This is a genomic window from Enterococcus sp. DIV0703 (genome assembly GCF_051711065.1).
GTDB lineage: Bacteria > Bacillota > Bacilli > Lactobacillales > Enterococcaceae > Enterococcus_B > Enterococcus_B hirae.
Map to the genome: position 1 here is coordinate 757,090 of NZ_JBIOLX010000001.1, position 16,632 is coordinate 773,721.

Below are 16,632 nucleotides of genomic sequence, written 5' to 3' on the forward strand. Positions count from 1 at the left end.
AAATGAAAAAAATTTCAACATATGAAAACAAAAAAGTCCTTGTTCTTGGATTAGCGAAAAGTGGATTTAGTGCGGCCAAACTGTTACATGAGTTGGGCGCACTTGTCACTGTTAATGACGGAAAGCCGTTTGATGAAAATCCAGAAGCACAAGAGTTGCTATCACTGGGAGTCAAAGTGATTGCTGGAAGCCATCCGATTGAATTATTGGATGAAGAATTTTCTTTGATGGTGAAAAATCCGGGGATTCCGTATAGTCATCCATTTGTTCAAAAAGCACAAGAACTGGGTATTCCGGTAATTACGGAAGTGGAATTAGCTTACGAGGTAGCGGAATGTCCGATTATTGGGATTACAGGAACAAATGGTAAAACAACAACAACAACTATGACAGGCTTGTTATTGAACGCTGGTGATTTGCCAGGAACAGCTCGCCTAGCCGGGAATATCGGTTATCCAGCTAGTAGTGTGGCGCAAGAAGCAACAGCTGACGATAAAATCGTTATGGAACTATCTAGTTTCCAATTGATGGGAATCACTGATTTTCGTCCCCATGTAGCAGTAGTAACCAATATTTATGAGGCTCATATCGATTACCACAAAACGAGAAAAGAATATGTAAAAGCAAAATGGCATTTACAACAGAATATGACAGAGAAAGATTATTTGATCTTGAATTGGAATCAAGAAGAGCTAAGAGAACTCAGTAAAAAGACTAAAGCAACGGTGTTGCCTTTTGCGACGGAACAAAAACTACCTAAAGGTGCCTATTCTTTAGATGGTAGTATCTACTATAACCAAGAAAAAATCATGGATATTACAGAATTGGGTGTTCCTGGTTCACACAATGTTGAGAACGCACTAGCTGCCATCTCAGTTGCTAAATTATATGGTATCTCAAATGAAGCGATCAAAAATGCTTTACACCATTTCCATGGAGTACCGCATCGTACACAGTATGTGGGGGAATTCCAAGGAAGGAAGTTTTATAACGATTCAAAAGCAACTAATATTTTAGCTACTAAAATGGCATTAAGTGGTTTTCAGTTAAATCAATTAGTATTAATCGCTGGAGGTCTGGATCGGGGAAATTCATTTGATGAGTTGATACCAGCTTTAAAAGGCATCAAAGCGTTGATTACTTTTGGGGAAACTCAAAATAGATTAGCGGATGCGGGCAAGAAAGCAGGTATTCCTGTGATCAAGACAGCTGAAAACGCAGAAGCCGCTGTACCGATCGCCCTTGAATTGAGTGAAGAGGGTGATTCGATCTTATTGTCACCAGCAAATGCAAGTTGGGATCAATACCCTAATTTTGAAATTAGAGGCGAACGGTTTATGGAAGCTGTCAATAAACTAACTATACAAAAGTAGAAACGAGCGAGAATGAATGAAAATTTTGGTTACTGGTGGCGGAACTGGCGGGCATATTTATCCAGCACTAGCCTTCGTCAATTATGTAAAAACAAAAGAGCCGAATACTGAGTTTATGTACGTTGGAGCGCAAAGAGGCTTAGAAAATAAGATTGTTCCTGAGACCGGGATGCCTTTTCGTACGCTAGAAATACAAGGATTTCAGCGAAAACTTTCGCTACATAATCTGAAGACTATCCAACTTTTTTTAAAAAGTATTCGAGAAGCAAAAAAAATTTTAAAAGAATTTAAACCAGATGTGGTGATTGGGACTGGGGGCTACGTGTCGGGTGCAGTAGTCTATGCGGCATCTAAGTTAGCGATTCCTACGATCATCCATGAACAAAATAGTGTGCCTGGCATCACCAATAAATTTTTAAGTCGCTATGTGGATCGAATCGCACTTTCTTTTGAAGATGCTGCTCCATTTTTTCCTGCAGAAAAATCGTCTTTGATCGGTAATCCTCGGGCGCAAGAAGTTGCGGATATGGATAAATCGAAAATTTTAGCCACTTATGGACTTGATCCAGAGAAAAAAACAGTCTTGATTTTTGGTGGTAGTCAAGGGGCTTTAAAAATCAATCAGGCAGTGACAGAATTTTTAATGTCGTTCGATCAGGAATACCAGGTTCTGTATGCCTCAGGCGAACGCTATTATAAAGATATCCAAACGAAAGTTCCTGCTTGTGCCAATGTCAGCATACAGCCTTATATCAATAAAATGGCAGAAGTAATGGCATCAAGCGATCTATTGGTTGGTAGAGCAGGTGCGACTTCGATTGCTGAATTAACAGCTTTAGGTTTGCCAGCTATTCTAATTCCAAGTCCTTATGTGACGAATGACCATCAGACAAAAAATGCAATGAGCTTAGTCAAAAACAATGCAGCGAAGATGATCAAAGATGACGAATTAGATGGACGTTCCCTAAAACAAGCGATTGAAGAGATCATGACCAATGATCAATTACAAAAACAAATGTCTTTAGCTTCTAAACAGCAAGGAATCCCAGACGCATCAGAAAGAATGTACGAGCTAGTAAAATCATTAATTCAAAAATAAAGGTGGTGTGGTCTTAGTGAGTAAGAAAAAAAAGCCAGACAAGCTGCCAAATGAATCTGAGGGTGAACAAAATCTAACTCCTTGGCAAAAGGCCAACCGGAAATATTTGGCAGAACACGAAAAAAAGGAAGAACAAAAAGAAGAGCAAAAAGAAGAAAAAAATGAAAATACAAATGAGCCGGCAGCATCCACTTCCGCTACTAAAGAAGCAGACTCAGCGGAAGGTGAGAAGCAAGAAGCAACCGCTTCTGATCCAATGAAAAAAGGAGACTCTGAGCCATTTGAAAAAATTGAACAACCAAAAATTGGTAGTCCTTATAATGGCTCTTTTTTAAATCGGCTACCGAATCTGAAAAATCAACGAAATAAAGTTCTTTATCGAAGACTGACTTTTATTATTTCAATCCTAACGATCCCACTGATTTTTTTGATTTATTATGTTTCCCCTTATAGTCGACTGCAAGGGATAACAGTTTCAGGGAACCAAATGATTACGAGTCAAACAGCCATTGCCGACTCTCATTTGGCAATTGATGGAAATGTTTGGAGTCAGTATTTCCATAAAAACCAATATCTTGATACATTGAAAAAAGAACAACCAAGAGTAGAGAGCGCACAATTGCATTTTAAGTCAATCAATACTTTTGAGTTGGCTATCAAAGAATACAAAGAGATTGCTTTAGTGATGAAGGACGGCGAATATTTTCCTGTAATCGAAAATGGGAAAGTCTTAAAGGAAAAAGTAGCAAATCCGACTAAGAATTTACCAATTCTAGAGAATTTCACAGATAACGCCAAAATTAGTCAATTGGTTAAAGAATATAATCAATTAACTTCAGAATTACAAAAAGCAATTTCAGAAATCAAATATACACCAAAAGAGAGCAATAAAAATTTGATCCAACTAAATATGAATGATGGGAACCAAGTGATCGTCAATATTCAAAATCTAGCCAGTCAAATGAAATATTATCCACAAGTCGCTAAAGAGATGAAGGAAAAGGGCGTCATTGATATGGAGGTAGGGATTTTCTCTTATCCTTACAGTGAAAGCAAGAAGGAGAATGGCGGAGCAACAGATCCATCTGTGCAGACAAGTTCTACCGAAAATCTCACAGGACAATCGGGAGCATCAAGTGATCAGTCAGACCAATCTTCGGAATCAGTTGAGTCAAATCAAGCAGGTCAGTCAGAGAATACAAGTGAATCTAGCCAAATCGATGACAATTCAAGTTCATCGTCTTCAGATTTAACCGAAAATTAATAAAACAGCTTTAAAAAGTGATAATCTACTTTCTAAAAACCGGTAATTTATGGTAGAATTGAAGGCAGTGAATATATCTATTAAAGTATATTTAAAAACGGACGTTAGTTGTTCGCTTGTATATGGAATAGTAAGTAGGAGGGAATCCCGTTCATGGCAAAAACAGGAATGTATGTAGGCCTTGATATTGGAACGACATCTGTCAAAGTTGTCGTGGCTGAATATATCGACAGCCAAATGAATATTATTGGAGTAGGAAACGCAAAATCAGAAGGGATTAACCGCGGCATTATCGTTGATATCGATAAAACGGTCCAAGCGATACAACGAGCAGTAAGACAAGCAGAAGAAAAAGCAGGGATACAGATCAAAGGGGTTAGTGTTGGTCTACCAGCAAACTTGCTTGAAGTGGAAAATTGCCAAGGAATGATTGCAGTAAACGGGGATTCGAAAGAAATCACCGATGAAGATGTCAGAAACGTGGCTTCAGCTGCCCTTGTTCGTTCAATTCCTCCTGAACGTCAAATCGTATCAATTTTGCCACAAGACTTTACCGTTGATGGATTCGAAGGAATCAAAGATCCTCGTGGAATGATCGGTGTCAGATTAGAAATGTATGGCTTGTTATTTACTGGGCCAAAGACGATTGTTCATAATATCCGTAAATGTGTAGAAAATGCAGGATTGGTTGTCAATGAATTAGTCATTACACCATTAGCTTTAACAGAAACAATCCTTTCAGATGGAGAAAAAGATTTTGGAACGATCGTGATTGATATGGGCGGTGGACAAACAACAACAGCTGTTATGCATGACAAACAATTGAAGTTCACTAGTCTAGATCAAGAAGGTGGCGAGTTCGTCACAAAAGATATCTCGATTGTGTTGAATACGTCATTCAATAATGCTGAAGCGTTAAAAATCAATTATGGGGATGCTTATCCAGAACGTACTTCTGCAAATGAAGAGTTTCCAGTAGATGTGATCGGTCAATCTGAACCTGTCAAAGTGGATGAACGCTATTTATCAGAAGTGATTTCAGCCCGTATGGAACAGATTTTCAATAAAGCCAAAGAAGCGTTAGACCAAATCGAAGCATTAGAGTTACCTGGTGGTATCGTACTAACTGGTGGTGCTGCAAGCCTTCCAGGTGTTGTTGATCTGGCACAAGAGATTTTTGGTGTGAATGTTAAGCTATATGTACCTAACCAAATGGGACTTCGTAATCCAGTCTTTACTAATGTGATCAGCATCGTGGATTACTCAGCTAACTTGAGTGAAGTCTATCAATTGGCTAAAATTGCTGTGACAGGTGAAACAGTGGTCGCGCATCACACAACTGTAGAACAAGAAGTGACATCATATGATAATGATAGCTATGATGTTCCAGAAGAAACGGTCTACGACGAACCTGAACAAAAGAAATCAGACGAAGATGTAACAACTAAAATTAAAGGTTTCTTTTCAAAAATTTTTGATTAATTCATCCTGGGAGGAATAAAATATGGAATTCTCAATTGATAATAATATCAATGACGGCGCAGTAATCAAAGTCATCGGTGTCGGTGGCGGCGGTGGAAATGCTGTTAACCGTATGATTGAAGAAAATGTAAAAGGTGTTGAGTTCATCACTGCCAACACAGATGTCCAAGCATTGAAAAATTCAAAAGCTGAAACAGTTATCCAATTAGGACCTAAATATACACGCGGACTAGGTGCAGGCTCTCAACCAGAAGTTGGTCAAAAAGCTGCCGAAGAAAGTGAACAAGCTTTACGCGAAGCCTTAGATGGCGCTGACATGATTTTCATTACTGCAGGTATGGGAGGCGGAACTGGTACAGGTGCTGCTCCAATCGTAGCAGGAATTGCTAAAGAACTTGGTGCTTTAACTGTCGGTGTCGTAACTCGACCATTCACTTTTGAAGGACCAAAACGTGGCAGATTTGCTGCTGAAGGTATCGCACGTTTGAAAGAAAACGTCGATACATTATTGATTATCTCAAACAACCGTCTTCTTGAAGTAGTTGACAAGAAAACACCAATGTTAGAAGCTTTCCGTGAAGCTGATAATGTATTACGTCAAGGGGTTCAAGGGATCTCAGATTTGATTACAGCCCCAGGTTACGTTAACCTTGACTTTGCTGATGTGAAAACTGTTATGGAAAACCAAGGAACAGCGTTAATGGGTATCGGTGTAGCAAGCGGTGAAGAACGTGTGATCGAAGCGACGAAGAAAGCTATTTCTTCTCCACTTCTTGAAACATCAATCGATGGAGCTGAGCAAGTCTTGCTTAACATCACTGGTGGATTAGACATGACTTTATTTGAAGCTCAAGATGCTTCAGATATCGTAGCAAATGCTGCTACAGGCGATGTTAACATCATTCTAGGTACATCAATCAATGAAGAAATGGGCGATGAAATCCGTGTAACGGTTATTGCAACGGGTATCGACGAATCAAAAAAGGAACGCAAGTCTAGTCGTCCGGCTAGACAAACACAAATGCAATCATCTACTCAAAAAACAGTTTTAGATATGGATCAAGCAAAACCAATCTCTGCTGAAGAAGAAAATAGCAGTTTTGGTGACTGGGACATCAGACGTGAACAAAATGTCCGTCCTAGAGTTGAAGAAACGAATTTTGAACCTATCGAAAAAAAAGAATTTGATACATTCAATCGTGAAGAAACAAAAGCAAAAGGTGACGATGAATTAAGTACACCACCATTTTTCCGTCGTAAAAAATAAAGGAGGAAGAGCACATGATTGCTGACAACTTGCTAAAAATCGAGCAAGAGATTCAGGACTCGTGTGCTCTTGTTCATCGTGATCCGAAAGAAGTCACACTAGTCGCTGTCACCAAATCAGTGGATTCTGCTACGGCAGAAAAATTGATTGAACAGGGTGTAAAAAACTGCGCAGAAAACCGCGTAGATAAATTGTTACAAAAAAAACAAGATTTAGTTAATTATCCTGATGTAAAGTGGCATTTAATTGGTAATTTGCAGCGTAGAAAGGTAAAATTGATTATAAATGAAATTGATTGCTTTCACGCATTAGACAGTTTGAAATTAGCAGAAGAAATACAAAAAAGGGCAACAAAACCCCTCGATTGTTTTGTGGAAGTAAATGTATCTGGTGAAGCATCCAAACATGGTTTTTCGCCAGAAGAGCTGGTTCCTTTTATCGAATCTTTAGTTGCTTTGTCTAAAATAAAGGTTGTTGGTTTAATGACGATGGCACCTAAAGAGGCTTCTGCTAAACAAATTCGCAAAGTATTTGGAACGCTGAAAGAATTGCGTGATCTTGTTCATTCGAAAGGTTTTTCGCATGCACCATGTACGGAATTAAGCATGGGAATGAGTCAGGACTTTCAACTGGCAATCGAAGAAGGTGCCACATTCATCCGTGTAGGAACAGCGCTATTCAAAGACGAGGAGGAACAATAATGCCACTTTTAAATAGAGGTGCGATTGCTAATTTTTTCGGATTAGCTGATGAGGAAGAGTACGAGGAGTATCCTGAAACATCTAAGCCGGCTGTAGCACAGCCTACAACAAAAAAGAAACCAATACAGCCAACACAATCTCAAATGAGCCAGCCAAGAGCTGTCTCAAAGCCACGTGCGCAACAAACAACACGTCCTGTTGCTCGTGAAAGTGTAGCGGCAAATGAAACAAAAAAAGTGATTGAATTACATCAAACACCAGCTAAAAAAACACGTAAAGAAGAAACAGCAAAAACTTCTTTTACACCTAAAACAAATTTAGCTGGAAAAATTACGGTCATGGAACCACGAGCTTATTCTGAAGCAATGGCTATTGCCAAACGAATCATTGCTGGTGAAGCAACATTAGTAAATTTCCATTTAGTAGAAGAAAAACAAGCGAGAAGAATCGTTGATTTTTTAACTGGCACTGTCTATGCATTAGATGGTGACATTAAGCGAGTAGGTGACGAGATTTTTCTATGCACGCCAACTGGAATGGAAATCGATAGTTCAACAGCACAATCTTTTGCAGACGTGAACCTATTTGACCTATAAGAGGAGGAACGACAATTTATATTATTTTTATATTACTTAATCTGCTGGGACGAGCAGCCTACTTTTACAGTCTTTTGTTAATGGTTTATGCACTTTTATCCTGGTTTCCAGGAGGATATCAATCAGGGATTGGTCGCTTTTTAGCAAAAATCTGTGAACCGTATATCCAGTTATTTGATCGGCTTCCACTTCGATTTGGTGGAATTGATTTTACGATTTTAGCTGCGATCTTGATTTTAAACTTAGCAGTACAAGGTCTTCAACATATCGTTTTATGGATAGTCATGGCAATTTATTAAAACGATCAAAGGAGTAGCTGATAGGAGGGGAAAATATGGATGCTAATGTTTATCAGCATTTCCGTGCAGATGAACGTTCTTTCATCGATTCAGTAGGTGATTGGATCGAACAGGTACAAGGGCAATATGCACCTTATCTTACTGACTTTCTTGATCCAAGACAATCCTATATACTAGAGACGCTGATCCGTCAAGATAGTGAATTACACTTTTCATTTTATGGCGGTTATGAGCAAGCAGAACGGAAGCGATGTTTGATTTTTCCTGACTATTATGAGCCTACTGACGAAGATTTTGAGGTGTCACTTTATGAAATCCATTATCCGAGTAAGTTTGCTAGTTTGACTCATGGAAAAGTATTAGGTACATTGGTTGGTACAGGTATCAAACGAGCTTACTTTGGTGATATCATTTCTGATGGTGATCGCTGGCAAGTGTTCATTGCAAGAGAAGTTGAACAGTTTGTAGCAACGCAAGTAACAAAAATCGGCAAAGTCTCTGTTCGAATGGAGCCAATCAAGTATACGGAATTACTTGTGCCAAAAGATGGTTGGACACAAGAAAGAGGTACAGTGACTTCATTGAGACTAGACAGCGTGATCTCGGAGATTTATAATATTTCCAGACAGCGTTCGAAGCAGCTGATTGAGTCTGGAAAAGTAAAAGTAAATTGGACAGAAAATACACGCCCTGATTTTTTACTTGAGTTATTAGATATCGTTTCGATCAGAGGATTTGGTCGAATCCAAATTCAAGAACTTGAAGGAAAAACTAAAAAAGAAAAATACAGGGTATTATTTGGTGTATTACGTAAATAAAACAAAAAGGTGGTTTACACATGGCTTTAACTCCATTAGATATCCAAAACAAAACATTCCCCACAAAAATGCGGGGATACAATCAAGACGAAGTAGATGATTTCTTAGATTTAGTTGTTCGTGACTATGAAGAAATCACGCAACGAAACCGTGAACTTGAAAAAGCAGTGAAACATTCAGAAGAAAAATTAGAATATTTCAATGAACTAAAAGATGCATTGAATCAGTCAATCATCGTTGCTCAAGACACAGCGGATAAAGTTAAAACAAGTGCAAGTAAAGAGTCCGAAGTAATCGTGACATCTGCTCAAAACAAAGCGGATGAATTAGTGGCTACGGCTGAAAAACGTGCGCACCAATTAACGACAGATGCGGAAGAAAAAGCAAGACAAATCCTAACAGATGCAACTGAAAAAGCAAAACAGCTAGCAGTTGAAACAGAAGACTTAAAGAAAAAAACACGAGTTTTCCACCAACGAATCAGCTTGATGTTAGAATCTCAATTAGAACAAGTAAAAAGTCCAGAATGGGATGAAATTTTACAACCTTTCTCAAGCTATGTGTCAGATAGTCATGAAGTGATCAAAGAAGTTTTAGCAAAACAACTTGACAATGAAAATCAAACTGATGTAAACTCAGACACAGGCATCATGGAAGCACCAATGACTGCATTTGATACACAGGCGATCGATATTTCGATCATTCCTGGTGATGACGAAGAGTAGAACAGAAAAGCATTTTGTCATTCTTTTCAGCGAGCCGATGATAGTGGAAGTTCGGCAAGACCCTGCAAAGTGAAAGATCCTCTACGAAAATTGTTTCTGAAATAGGAGTAAGAAACAACGGTTGACCTCGTTATTGGTTTTTAAGAGTTACATGATCATGTAACTGAATTTGGGTGGTACCACGGCATGTTCGTCCCTTTGGATGAACATGCTTTTTTGTGTTCTTAAAAATGATGAAAGAAGGAGCGTAACTGGTTTATGAAAATGAAAGAAACCTTACAACTAGGTAAAACAAAATTCCCAATGCGTGGTAATTTGCCTAATCGTGAAGCGGATTGGCAAAAAGAATGGAAAGAAAATAAAATTTATCAAAAAAGACAAGAATTAAATGAAGGAAAGCCAAGTTTCATCTTACATGATGGACCTCCTTATGCAAATGGAAATATCCATTTAGGACATTCATTAAATAAAATCAGTAAAGATATCATTATCCGTTCAAAATCAATGTCAGGATTTCGTGCACCTTATGTTCCAGGTTGGGATACTCACGGTTTACCGATTGAACAAGTATTAGCCAATAAAGGGATCAAACGAAAAGAAATGACAATGTCAGAGTACTTAGAAAAATGTCGTGAATATGCCCTTTCACAAGTCGACAAACAACGAGAAGATTTCAAACGACTAGGAGTGGCAGGCGATTGGGAGCATCCATACGTCACGTTGGATCCTTCTTACGAAGCGGCACAAATCCGTGTTTTCGGTAAAATGGCTGAAAAAGGCTATATCTATAAAGGATTGAAACCAATCTATTGGTCTCCGTCAAGTGAATCTTCACTTGCTGAAGCAGAAATCGAATATAAAGATGTGAAGTCTCCTTCTATCTTTGTGGCTTTCAATGTGAAAGATGGCAAAGGGTTGTTAGATGAAGATACAGCTTTCGTTATTTGGACAACTACGCCATGGACATTACCAGCGAACCAAGGGATTGCAGTAAATCCAACTTATACGTACGTTTTAATCGAAGCAGATGGACGTAAATTTGTCGTTGCAAAAGATTTATTAGAAAAAGTTCAAACTGAAATCGGTTGGTCTGATGTTCAGGTGTTGAAAGAGATTGCTGGTCAGGAAATGGAATACATGACTGCTTGGCATCCGTTTTATGAGCGGGAATCATTAGTCATCTTGGGTGACCATGTAACTTTAGACGCTGGTACTGGATTAGTCCATACAGCACCAGGTCACGGGGAAGATGACTATATTGCAGGAAACAGATATAAATTGCCAGTAGTTTCTCCAGTGGATTCAAAAGGGGTTTATACAGAAGAAGCACCAGGATTTGAAGGGGTCTTTTACGACAAAGCGAATCCAATGATTACTGATTTGTTACAAGAAAAAGGTGCTTTATTAAAACTTGACTTCTTTACGCATAGTTATCCTCATGACTGGCGTACGAAAAAACCTGTGATTTATCGTGCTACACCACAATGGTTTGCATCAATCGACGATTTCCGACAAAATATTTTAGAGGAAGTAGAGAAAGTAGATTGGATTATTCCTTGGGGGAAAACACGTCTTTATAATATGATCCGTGATCGTGGCGACTGGGTTATTTCACGTCAACGTGCATGGGGTGTGCCATTGCCAATCTTTTACGCTGAAAATGGGGAAGCAATCATTACGCCGGAAACGATTGAACACGTAGCGCAATTGTTTGCTGAACATGGTTCAATCATTTGGTTTGAGAAAGAAGCGAAAGATCTTCTTCCAGAAGGCTTTACGCATCCAGGATCACCGAATGGACAGTTTACGAAAGAGACAGATATCATGGATGTTTGGTTTGATTCAGGTTCTTCTCACGAAGCAGTCTTGCGTCAACGTCCAGAACTATCATTCCCAGCTGATATGTATCTAGAAGGTTCTGATCAATACCGTGGTTGGTTCAATTCAAGTATTACTACAAGTGTGGCAATCAATGGGGTTGCACCGTATAAATCTGTCCTTTCTCAAGGGTTCACTCTGGATGGCGAAGGGCGTAAGATGAGTAAGTCATTAGGTAACACGATCTTGCCAGATAAAGTGATCAAACAATTTGGTGCGGATATCTTACGTTTGTGGGTAGCTAGTGTGGATTATGAAGCAGATGTACGTGTATCCATGGACATTTTAAGCCAAGTAGCAGAAGTTTACCGCAAAATCAGAAATACGATGCGCTTCTTGATTGCAAATACTGAAGACTTCGATCCACAAAAAGATACGATTTCATTTGAAGAATTACGTTCTGTAGATAAATATATGACTATCCGATTGAACGAAGTGATTAAAGAAATTCGTGAAGAAGGATATGAGAAATATAACTTCATGCACATCTATCGTACCGTAATGAACTTTTTAACAGTAGATCTATCTGCGTTCTATCTGGATTTTGCTAAAGATGTTGTTTATATCGAATCAGAAAATGATTACCAACGCCGTTGCATGCAAACTGTGTTTTATCAAACAGCAGTAGCTTTAACAAAATTATTAACGCCGATTATTCCACATACTGCAGAAGAAATTTGGTCTTTCTTAAAAGAAGAAGAAGAGTTTGTTCAATTAAGTGAACTTCCAGGTTACCAAGAGTATCCAAATCAAGAAGAATTGATGGATACTTGGGCAGCATTTATGGACTTCCGTGATAAAGTGTTAAAAGCTTTAGAAGAAGCACGAAACAATAAATTGATCGGTAAATCTTTGGAAGCGAAGTTGACGATCTATCCAAATGAACAAGTTCGTGGATTGCTGACAGCTGTGGATGCGGATATTCCACAATTGTTGATCGTGTCACCAGATTACTATGAAGTGATGTCAGCTAACGCAGAAGTACCAGAAGCTGCGGTGAAATTTGATGACGTAGCCATTTTAGTAGAAAAAGCTGACGGACAAACATGCGATCGTTGTCGTCAAATCCGCAAAGACGTAGGCGTTGATGAAAAATTACCACACTTATGTGGACGCTGTGCGCACATCGTTGAAGAAAACTATCCAGAAGCAGTGGCAGAAGGATTTGAATAAAAATTTGGTCATGTTTGGTGACTAAAGGAAAGTTATCTAAAAAACATCAAAGTTAGTAAGAATTACTAGCTTTGATGTTTTTCGTTTTAATAGGGTGATTTTATTATCCATATAGAGCCGAGAGGAGCCAAAAAGTCTGGGATATTAATCAGAACATAACTGATTAATATCCCAGACTCTTAATGTTAGTAAATTTTTACTTTTAAACGTTACACACAGCTAGTCTTCTAGCTTTCCACGATCACGGTACCAGCCATCTGGTTGCCAGATCCATTCAAACCCATCTTTTTCCAGCAATTCAAATGCAGCTTCTGGTCCCATTGTTCCAGCTTTATAATTAGGGAAGTCAGGTTCCACTTGATCCCAAGCTTTACGTATGACATCGACGATATGCCAAGATTGAGCAACTTCTTCCCAATGTGAAAAGTTTGTACCATCACCTTTTAAAGCATCTAAAAGCAGCTTCTCATAAGCTTCAGGACTGTTTTCAACCATTTCAGCGCTATTGCGGTACTCTAATCTTCTAAATTCAGTGTTAAACCCTTGTCCAACCTCTTTTCCATTTAATGTTAAAGAGAAACCTTCCGTTGGTTGGATATAAATCGTTAAAACATTTGGTGGTAATGTCCTATCTTCACAAGGTTCATCTTCGACCGAAGTTTTAAAAACATTGACTGGGACTTGTTTAAAGACGATATTGATCCGAGTTCCTTTTTCTGTCAAACGTTTCCCAGTGCGCACATAAAAGGGAACACCTGACCAGCGGAAATTGTCAATGACAAACTTCCCAGCTACAAAAGTTTCGGTAGTAGATTCAGGATCTACTTTATCTTCTTCACGATAGCCTTTAAATGTATTACCATCTAACTCACCAGGTGCATATTGCCCACGGATAAAGTTTTTTAATGCTTCAGATTTTTCATAGATTCGCACAGCTTTCAGTGCCTTGATTTTTTCAGCACGAATTTCTTTTTCAGAAAAGGCGACAGGAGGTTCCATCGCTAAAAGTGCTAGTACTTGTAGAATGTGGTTTTGGACCATATCTTTTAAAGCACCACTGTGATCATAGTAGCCACCACGATCTTCAACACCTAAAGCTTCACCGAATGTAATCTGAATATTATCGATATAGCGATTGTTCCATTGTGATTCAAAAATGTTATTAGCAAAACGAATTGCTGAGATATTTTGGATCATTTCTTTACCTAAATAATGATCAATCCTAAAAATATCTTGTTCAGGGAAGACTTGACGGATCTTTTCATTCAGCTCGAATGCAGATTGATAATCTGAACCAAATGGTTTTTCGATGATCAAGCGATTATAACCATTTTCAGTAACGATATGTTGCGATTTAAGATGAGAAACGATCGTACCGAAAAATTCTGGAGACATGGCTAAATAATAGATGCGATTGCCAGCTAATTGGTAGGTTTCATCTAAGCGGTCAGCTAGGTCTTTTAAAGTATTGTAGTGGGTAGAATCATTTACATCATGTGATTGATAGTAGAAATGACTAGCAAATTCTTTTGCTTCTTCTTCAGTCGGATTTAAGGACTGGATCGTCGAAGCGACCACTTCACGATAATGTTCATCGCTCCAAGGTCTACGAGCAGTACCGATTACTGCAAAATGTTTTCCTAGATTTCCTTTTTTATAAAGGCGGAACAAGGAAGGATACAATTTGCGTTGTGCTAAATCACCTGTACCACCAAAGATTGTAAATAAGACATTTTTTTCATTAGCCATATGGGTGTACTCCTTTATAATTTGTCGACAAAAATCGTACTGGCTGCTTTAAAGCTGACAGGGATTTTCTTTTGTTGATTTTGGATTGTGATCGGTCCTTCATATGCGGCAACATCTACAATCTCATATTCTTCATCAATGTTTAAGTCAATCGTCACAAGATAGTCCAATAGTTCTTTTTCATCCAACACTCGAGCGATGCGAACTTTAGAACCAACTGGATAAGACTCTAATGTTTGTCTACGTTCTTCATGAACCACTTGTTCTTTTTTAGGAATAATTCCACCATGTGGACAGTGCATAGGATGATTCAAATAGTCTTCTAAATGGTCAGCAAGTTGTTCTGAAGTCACATGTTCCAACACCTCAGCATCATCATGGACTTCGTTCCAGCTATAATCTAAATGTTCGACTAAAAAAACTTCCCATAAACGATGTTTGCGAATCAAACTACTTGCCTTTTGTAAGCCAGTCTCCGTAAGTTGAACTCCTTGATAAGGAGAATGCTCAACGAGTTGTTCTTTCACAAGTTTGGAAATCATTTCGCTAACAGAAGCTGGGGACACAGCAAGACTGGAAACGATTTGTTTATTATTTACTTTTGTCGTGTCTCCGCCTAATTCCAAAATGATTTTCAAGTAATCTTCTCGATTTGGTGTCATGTTTAATCATCCTTTCATGGTATGAAACCATCATTAGTAAGTTTATCAAAAAAAACATCAAATGACTATTTTTCTAGACAAAAAACGTAAAATAAACGAAGAAATACAGAAAGGTAAATCAATGATGAAGGGAATGAAAAGAGTTTGGGATATAGGACTTGCTCTAAAAGTCGTTCAAGAAGTGGCTCTATCAAAAATAAGCCGAAGAATTCCAAAAACAGGAGGAGATTTTTGGAAATTCTTCGACTTATTTCTCAGAGTTAGCCGCTCTTGTCACACCCTCTTTTGAGGAACTATTTTGTTTTGTCAACGTATAAGAAGTATCGGATGATTCATCATAAAAGGTCGTATCACTGTATGATAGGATCAAATAAAAACCATATTGATCTCGCAAGACGAGTTGCTGAGGGGTGAGTTCGACCAATTCCGTTACTAAGGAGCGACCATTGATAGATAAATCAAACGTTTCTGTGACCAGTAGTTGTTGTTTTTGTTGATTTTTATCTATAAAGGTCCAGGTTCCATGATATTGCGTTGGATCAAAGTCTTTGGTGGTTGGCTGTTTCTTTTTCAGAAAGAATTTTCCAAATAAAATAGCAAAAAATGCAAGGATTCCATAAAGTGTTTTTTTACGTATCATACGACTGTCACTCCTAACCTCTTTTAATTCCAACGATCATTTTCTGTCAGTTTCATTGTACCTAAAAAAAATAAAGATTTCTCTAGGACTTTCGACTGGTTTTTCAAGAGTTTTTTGTGAAATTATGGTAGGATACATAGTAGGAAGAAAGGTGACCGTTTTTGAAGTACCAGCAAGTAGAAATCGCTTTTTTTATTGAACGACCGAATCGTTTCATCGCTCATTGCTTGAACCAACAAGGAGAAGTGATCGTAGCCCATGTGAAAAACACTGGAAGAGGTAAAGAAGTCCTTCTACCAAGAGCGAAAGTAGCGGTTGCATATACACCTAGTTTAAAACGGAAAACAGATTATGATTTAATTGCTGTGAAAAAAGGGGATAACTGGTTCAATATCGATAGTCAACTTCCCAACCGTTTGGCATTAGAAGGAATTTTATCTGGAACAATCCAGTTGCCATCGTTGATCGGAAAAATCGTTAAGTTCAAGCGTGAAGTCCGCTATCGACAGTCCATATTTGATATTTATTTAGAAACAGATTCAGGACAAAAAGTGTTCGTCGAAGTAAAGGGAATGACTTTAGAAAATAAAGGAATTGGGGCGTTTCCTGATGCGCCAACGTTACGAGGTTTAAAACATGTGAAAGAATTAGTGGAAGCGCGACAGGAAGGCTATGAAACTTACGTGTTGTTTATCGCACAGTTTGAACACCTTCATCTGGCAACAATCAACGAAGCAATGCAACCGGAGTTAGCCAATATCATACGCTACGGACAGTTAAACGGCGTGAATGTTTTAGCCTATAATTGTCAGGTAACAGCGGATTGTGTCAATTTGAAACAAGTCATACCATTTGATGTAGAGGCATCGTTTGAAGACCCGAATAAATAGAAAGAAGGTAAATGAA

The 16,632-nt window shown here is 38.4% G+C and carries 15 protein-coding genes and 1 other annotated feature; of the genes, 12 read left to right on the plus strand and 3 right to left on the minus strand.

What is annotated here, in order from left to right:
• Positions 1 to 2: 2 nt before the first annotated feature.
• From murD to ileS, 11 genes are all read left to right on the plus strand, one after another.
• On the plus strand, positions 3 to 1,373 hold the full coding sequence (gene murD / locus IGK81_RS03535; RefSeq protein ID WP_034698808.1) for a UDP-N-acetylmuramoyl-L-alanine--D-glutamate ligase: 1,371 nt from the start codon (positions 3 to 5) through the stop codon (positions 1,371 to 1,373).
• 16 nt (positions 1,374 to 1,389) lie between these two features.
• A complete protein-coding gene (murG, locus tag IGK81_RS03540; RefSeq protein ID WP_010738199.1) occupies positions 1,390 to 2,472 on the plus strand; it encodes an undecaprenyldiphospho-muramoylpentapeptide beta-N-acetylglucosaminyltransferase in 1,083 nt (360 codons plus the stop codon).
• 16 nt (positions 2,473 to 2,488) lie between these two features.
• A complete protein-coding gene (locus IGK81_RS03545; RefSeq protein ID WP_010719777.1) occupies positions 2,489 to 3,736 on the plus strand; it encodes a cell division protein FtsQ/DivIB in 1,248 nt (415 codons plus the stop codon).
• Positions 3,737 to 3,889: 153 nt separating this feature from the next.
• Positions 3,890 to 5,218 carry a cell division protein FtsA gene (gene ftsA, locus IGK81_RS03550; protein ID WP_010719776.1) on the plus strand — a complete coding sequence of 443 codons (1,329 nt, stop codon included), beginning with the start codon at positions 3,890 to 3,892 and terminating at the stop codon, positions 5,216 to 5,218.
• 22 nt (positions 5,219 to 5,240) lie between these two features.
• Complete coding sequence (ftsZ, locus tag IGK81_RS03555; protein WP_010719775.1) at positions 5,241 to 6,485, plus strand: cell division protein FtsZ; 1,245 nt, start codon at positions 5,241 to 5,243, stop codon at positions 6,483 to 6,485.
• Positions 6,486 to 6,499: 14 nt separating this feature from the next.
• Entirely contained in the window at positions 6,500 to 7,186 is a 687-nt protein-coding gene (locus tag IGK81_RS03560) for a YggS family pyridoxal phosphate-dependent enzyme (protein WP_010719774.1), read from the plus strand.
• Positions 7,186 to 7,782, plus strand: a complete 597-nt coding sequence (locus IGK81_RS03565) for a cell division protein SepF (RefSeq protein ID WP_010719773.1) — start codon at positions 7,186 to 7,188, stop codon at positions 7,780 to 7,782. Before IGK81_RS03560 ends, IGK81_RS03565 begins: the two co-directional genes overlap by 1 nt.
• Before the next feature lie 29 nt (positions 7,783 to 7,811).
• Entirely contained in the window at positions 7,812 to 8,081 is a 270-nt protein-coding gene (locus IGK81_RS03570; protein ID WP_034686156.1) for a YggT family protein, read from the plus strand.
• A gap of 35 nt (positions 8,082 to 8,116) precedes the next feature.
• The gene (locus tag IGK81_RS03575; RefSeq protein ID WP_010738197.1) at positions 8,117 to 8,899 is read left to right on the plus strand and encodes an RNA-binding protein; all 783 of its coding nucleotides are present in this window, start codon (positions 8,117 to 8,119) and stop codon (positions 8,897 to 8,899) included.
• 20 nt (positions 8,900 to 8,919) lie between these two features.
• Positions 8,920 to 9,624, plus strand: coding sequence for a DivIVA domain-containing protein (locus IGK81_RS03580; RefSeq protein ID WP_010719771.1), 705 nt, complete (start codon positions 8,920 to 8,922; stop codon positions 9,622 to 9,624).
• Positions 9,608 to 9,825: a binding site (T-box leader), on the plus strand. It overlaps the preceding gene by 17 nt.
• A 57-nt stretch (positions 9,826 to 9,882) precedes the next feature.
• Complete coding sequence (gene ileS / locus IGK81_RS03585; RefSeq protein ID WP_034698813.1) at positions 9,883 to 12,675, plus strand: isoleucine--tRNA ligase; 2,793 nt, start codon at positions 9,883 to 9,885, stop codon at positions 12,673 to 12,675.
• Between the two features lie 219 nt (positions 12,676 to 12,894).
• Here the strand turns inward: ileS and zwf are convergent, their stop codons facing one another.
• From zwf to IGK81_RS03600, 3 genes are all read right to left on the minus strand, one after another.
• Positions 12,895 to 14,424: a glucose-6-phosphate dehydrogenase gene (gene zwf / locus IGK81_RS03590; RefSeq protein ID WP_010719769.1), complete on the minus strand. Its 1,530-nt coding sequence runs from the start codon at positions 14,422 to 14,424 to the stop codon at positions 12,895 to 12,897.
• A gap of 14 nt (positions 14,425 to 14,438) precedes the next feature.
• The gene (locus IGK81_RS03595; protein WP_010719768.1) at positions 14,439 to 15,086 is read right to left on the minus strand and encodes a metal-dependent transcriptional regulator; all 648 of its coding nucleotides are present in this window, start codon (positions 15,084 to 15,086) and stop codon (positions 14,439 to 14,441) included.
• 247 nt (positions 15,087 to 15,333) lie between these two features.
• Positions 15,334 to 15,726, minus strand: coding sequence for a DUF4828 domain-containing protein (locus IGK81_RS03600; protein WP_034698816.1), 393 nt, complete (start codon positions 15,724 to 15,726; stop codon positions 15,334 to 15,336).
• Between the two features lie 161 nt (positions 15,727 to 15,887).
• On the opposite strand from IGK81_RS03600, the gene sfsA reads away from it, so the two are divergent.
• Positions 15,888 to 16,616, plus strand: a complete 729-nt coding sequence (gene sfsA / locus IGK81_RS03605; protein WP_034698818.1) for a DNA/RNA nuclease SfsA — start codon at positions 15,888 to 15,890, stop codon at positions 16,614 to 16,616.
• Positions 16,617 to 16,632 lie beyond the last annotated feature (16 nt).

Coding starts and splice junctions, on each gene's coding strand:
- murD (WP_034698808.1), top strand. CDS start 3: ATGAAAAAAATTTCAACATATGAAAACAAAAAAGTCCTTGTTCTTGGA.
- murG (WP_010738199.1), top strand. CDS start 1,390: ATGAAAATTTTGGTTACTGGTGGCGGAACTGGCGGGCATATTTATCCA.
- ftsA (WP_010719776.1), top strand. CDS start 3,890: ATGGCAAAAACAGGAATGTATGTAGGCCTTGATATTGGAACGACATCT.
- ftsZ (WP_010719775.1), top strand. CDS start 5,241: ATGGAATTCTCAATTGATAATAATATCAATGACGGCGCAGTAATCAAA.
- IGK81_RS03560 (WP_010719774.1), top strand. CDS start 6,500: ATGATTGCTGACAACTTGCTAAAAATCGAGCAAGAGATTCAGGACTCG.
- IGK81_RS03565 (WP_010719773.1), top strand. CDS start 7,186: ATGCCACTTTTAAATAGAGGTGCGATTGCTAATTTTTTCGGATTAGCT.
- IGK81_RS03575 (WP_010738197.1), top strand. CDS start 8,117: ATGGATGCTAATGTTTATCAGCATTTCCGTGCAGATGAACGTTCTTTC.
- IGK81_RS03580 (WP_010719771.1), top strand. CDS start 8,920: ATGGCTTTAACTCCATTAGATATCCAAAACAAAACATTCCCCACAAAA.
- ileS (WP_034698813.1), top strand. CDS start 9,883: ATGAAAATGAAAGAAACCTTACAACTAGGTAAAACAAAATTCCCAATG.
- zwf (WP_010719769.1), bottom strand. CDS start 14,424: ATGGCTAATGAAAAAAATGTCTTATTTACAATCTTTGGTGGTACAGGT.
- IGK81_RS03595 (WP_010719768.1), bottom strand. CDS start 15,086: ATGACACCAAATCGAGAAGATTACTTGAAAATCATTTTGGAATTAGGC.
- IGK81_RS03600 (WP_034698816.1), bottom strand. CDS start 15,726: ATGATACGTAAAAAAACACTTTATGGAATCCTTGCATTTTTTGCTATT.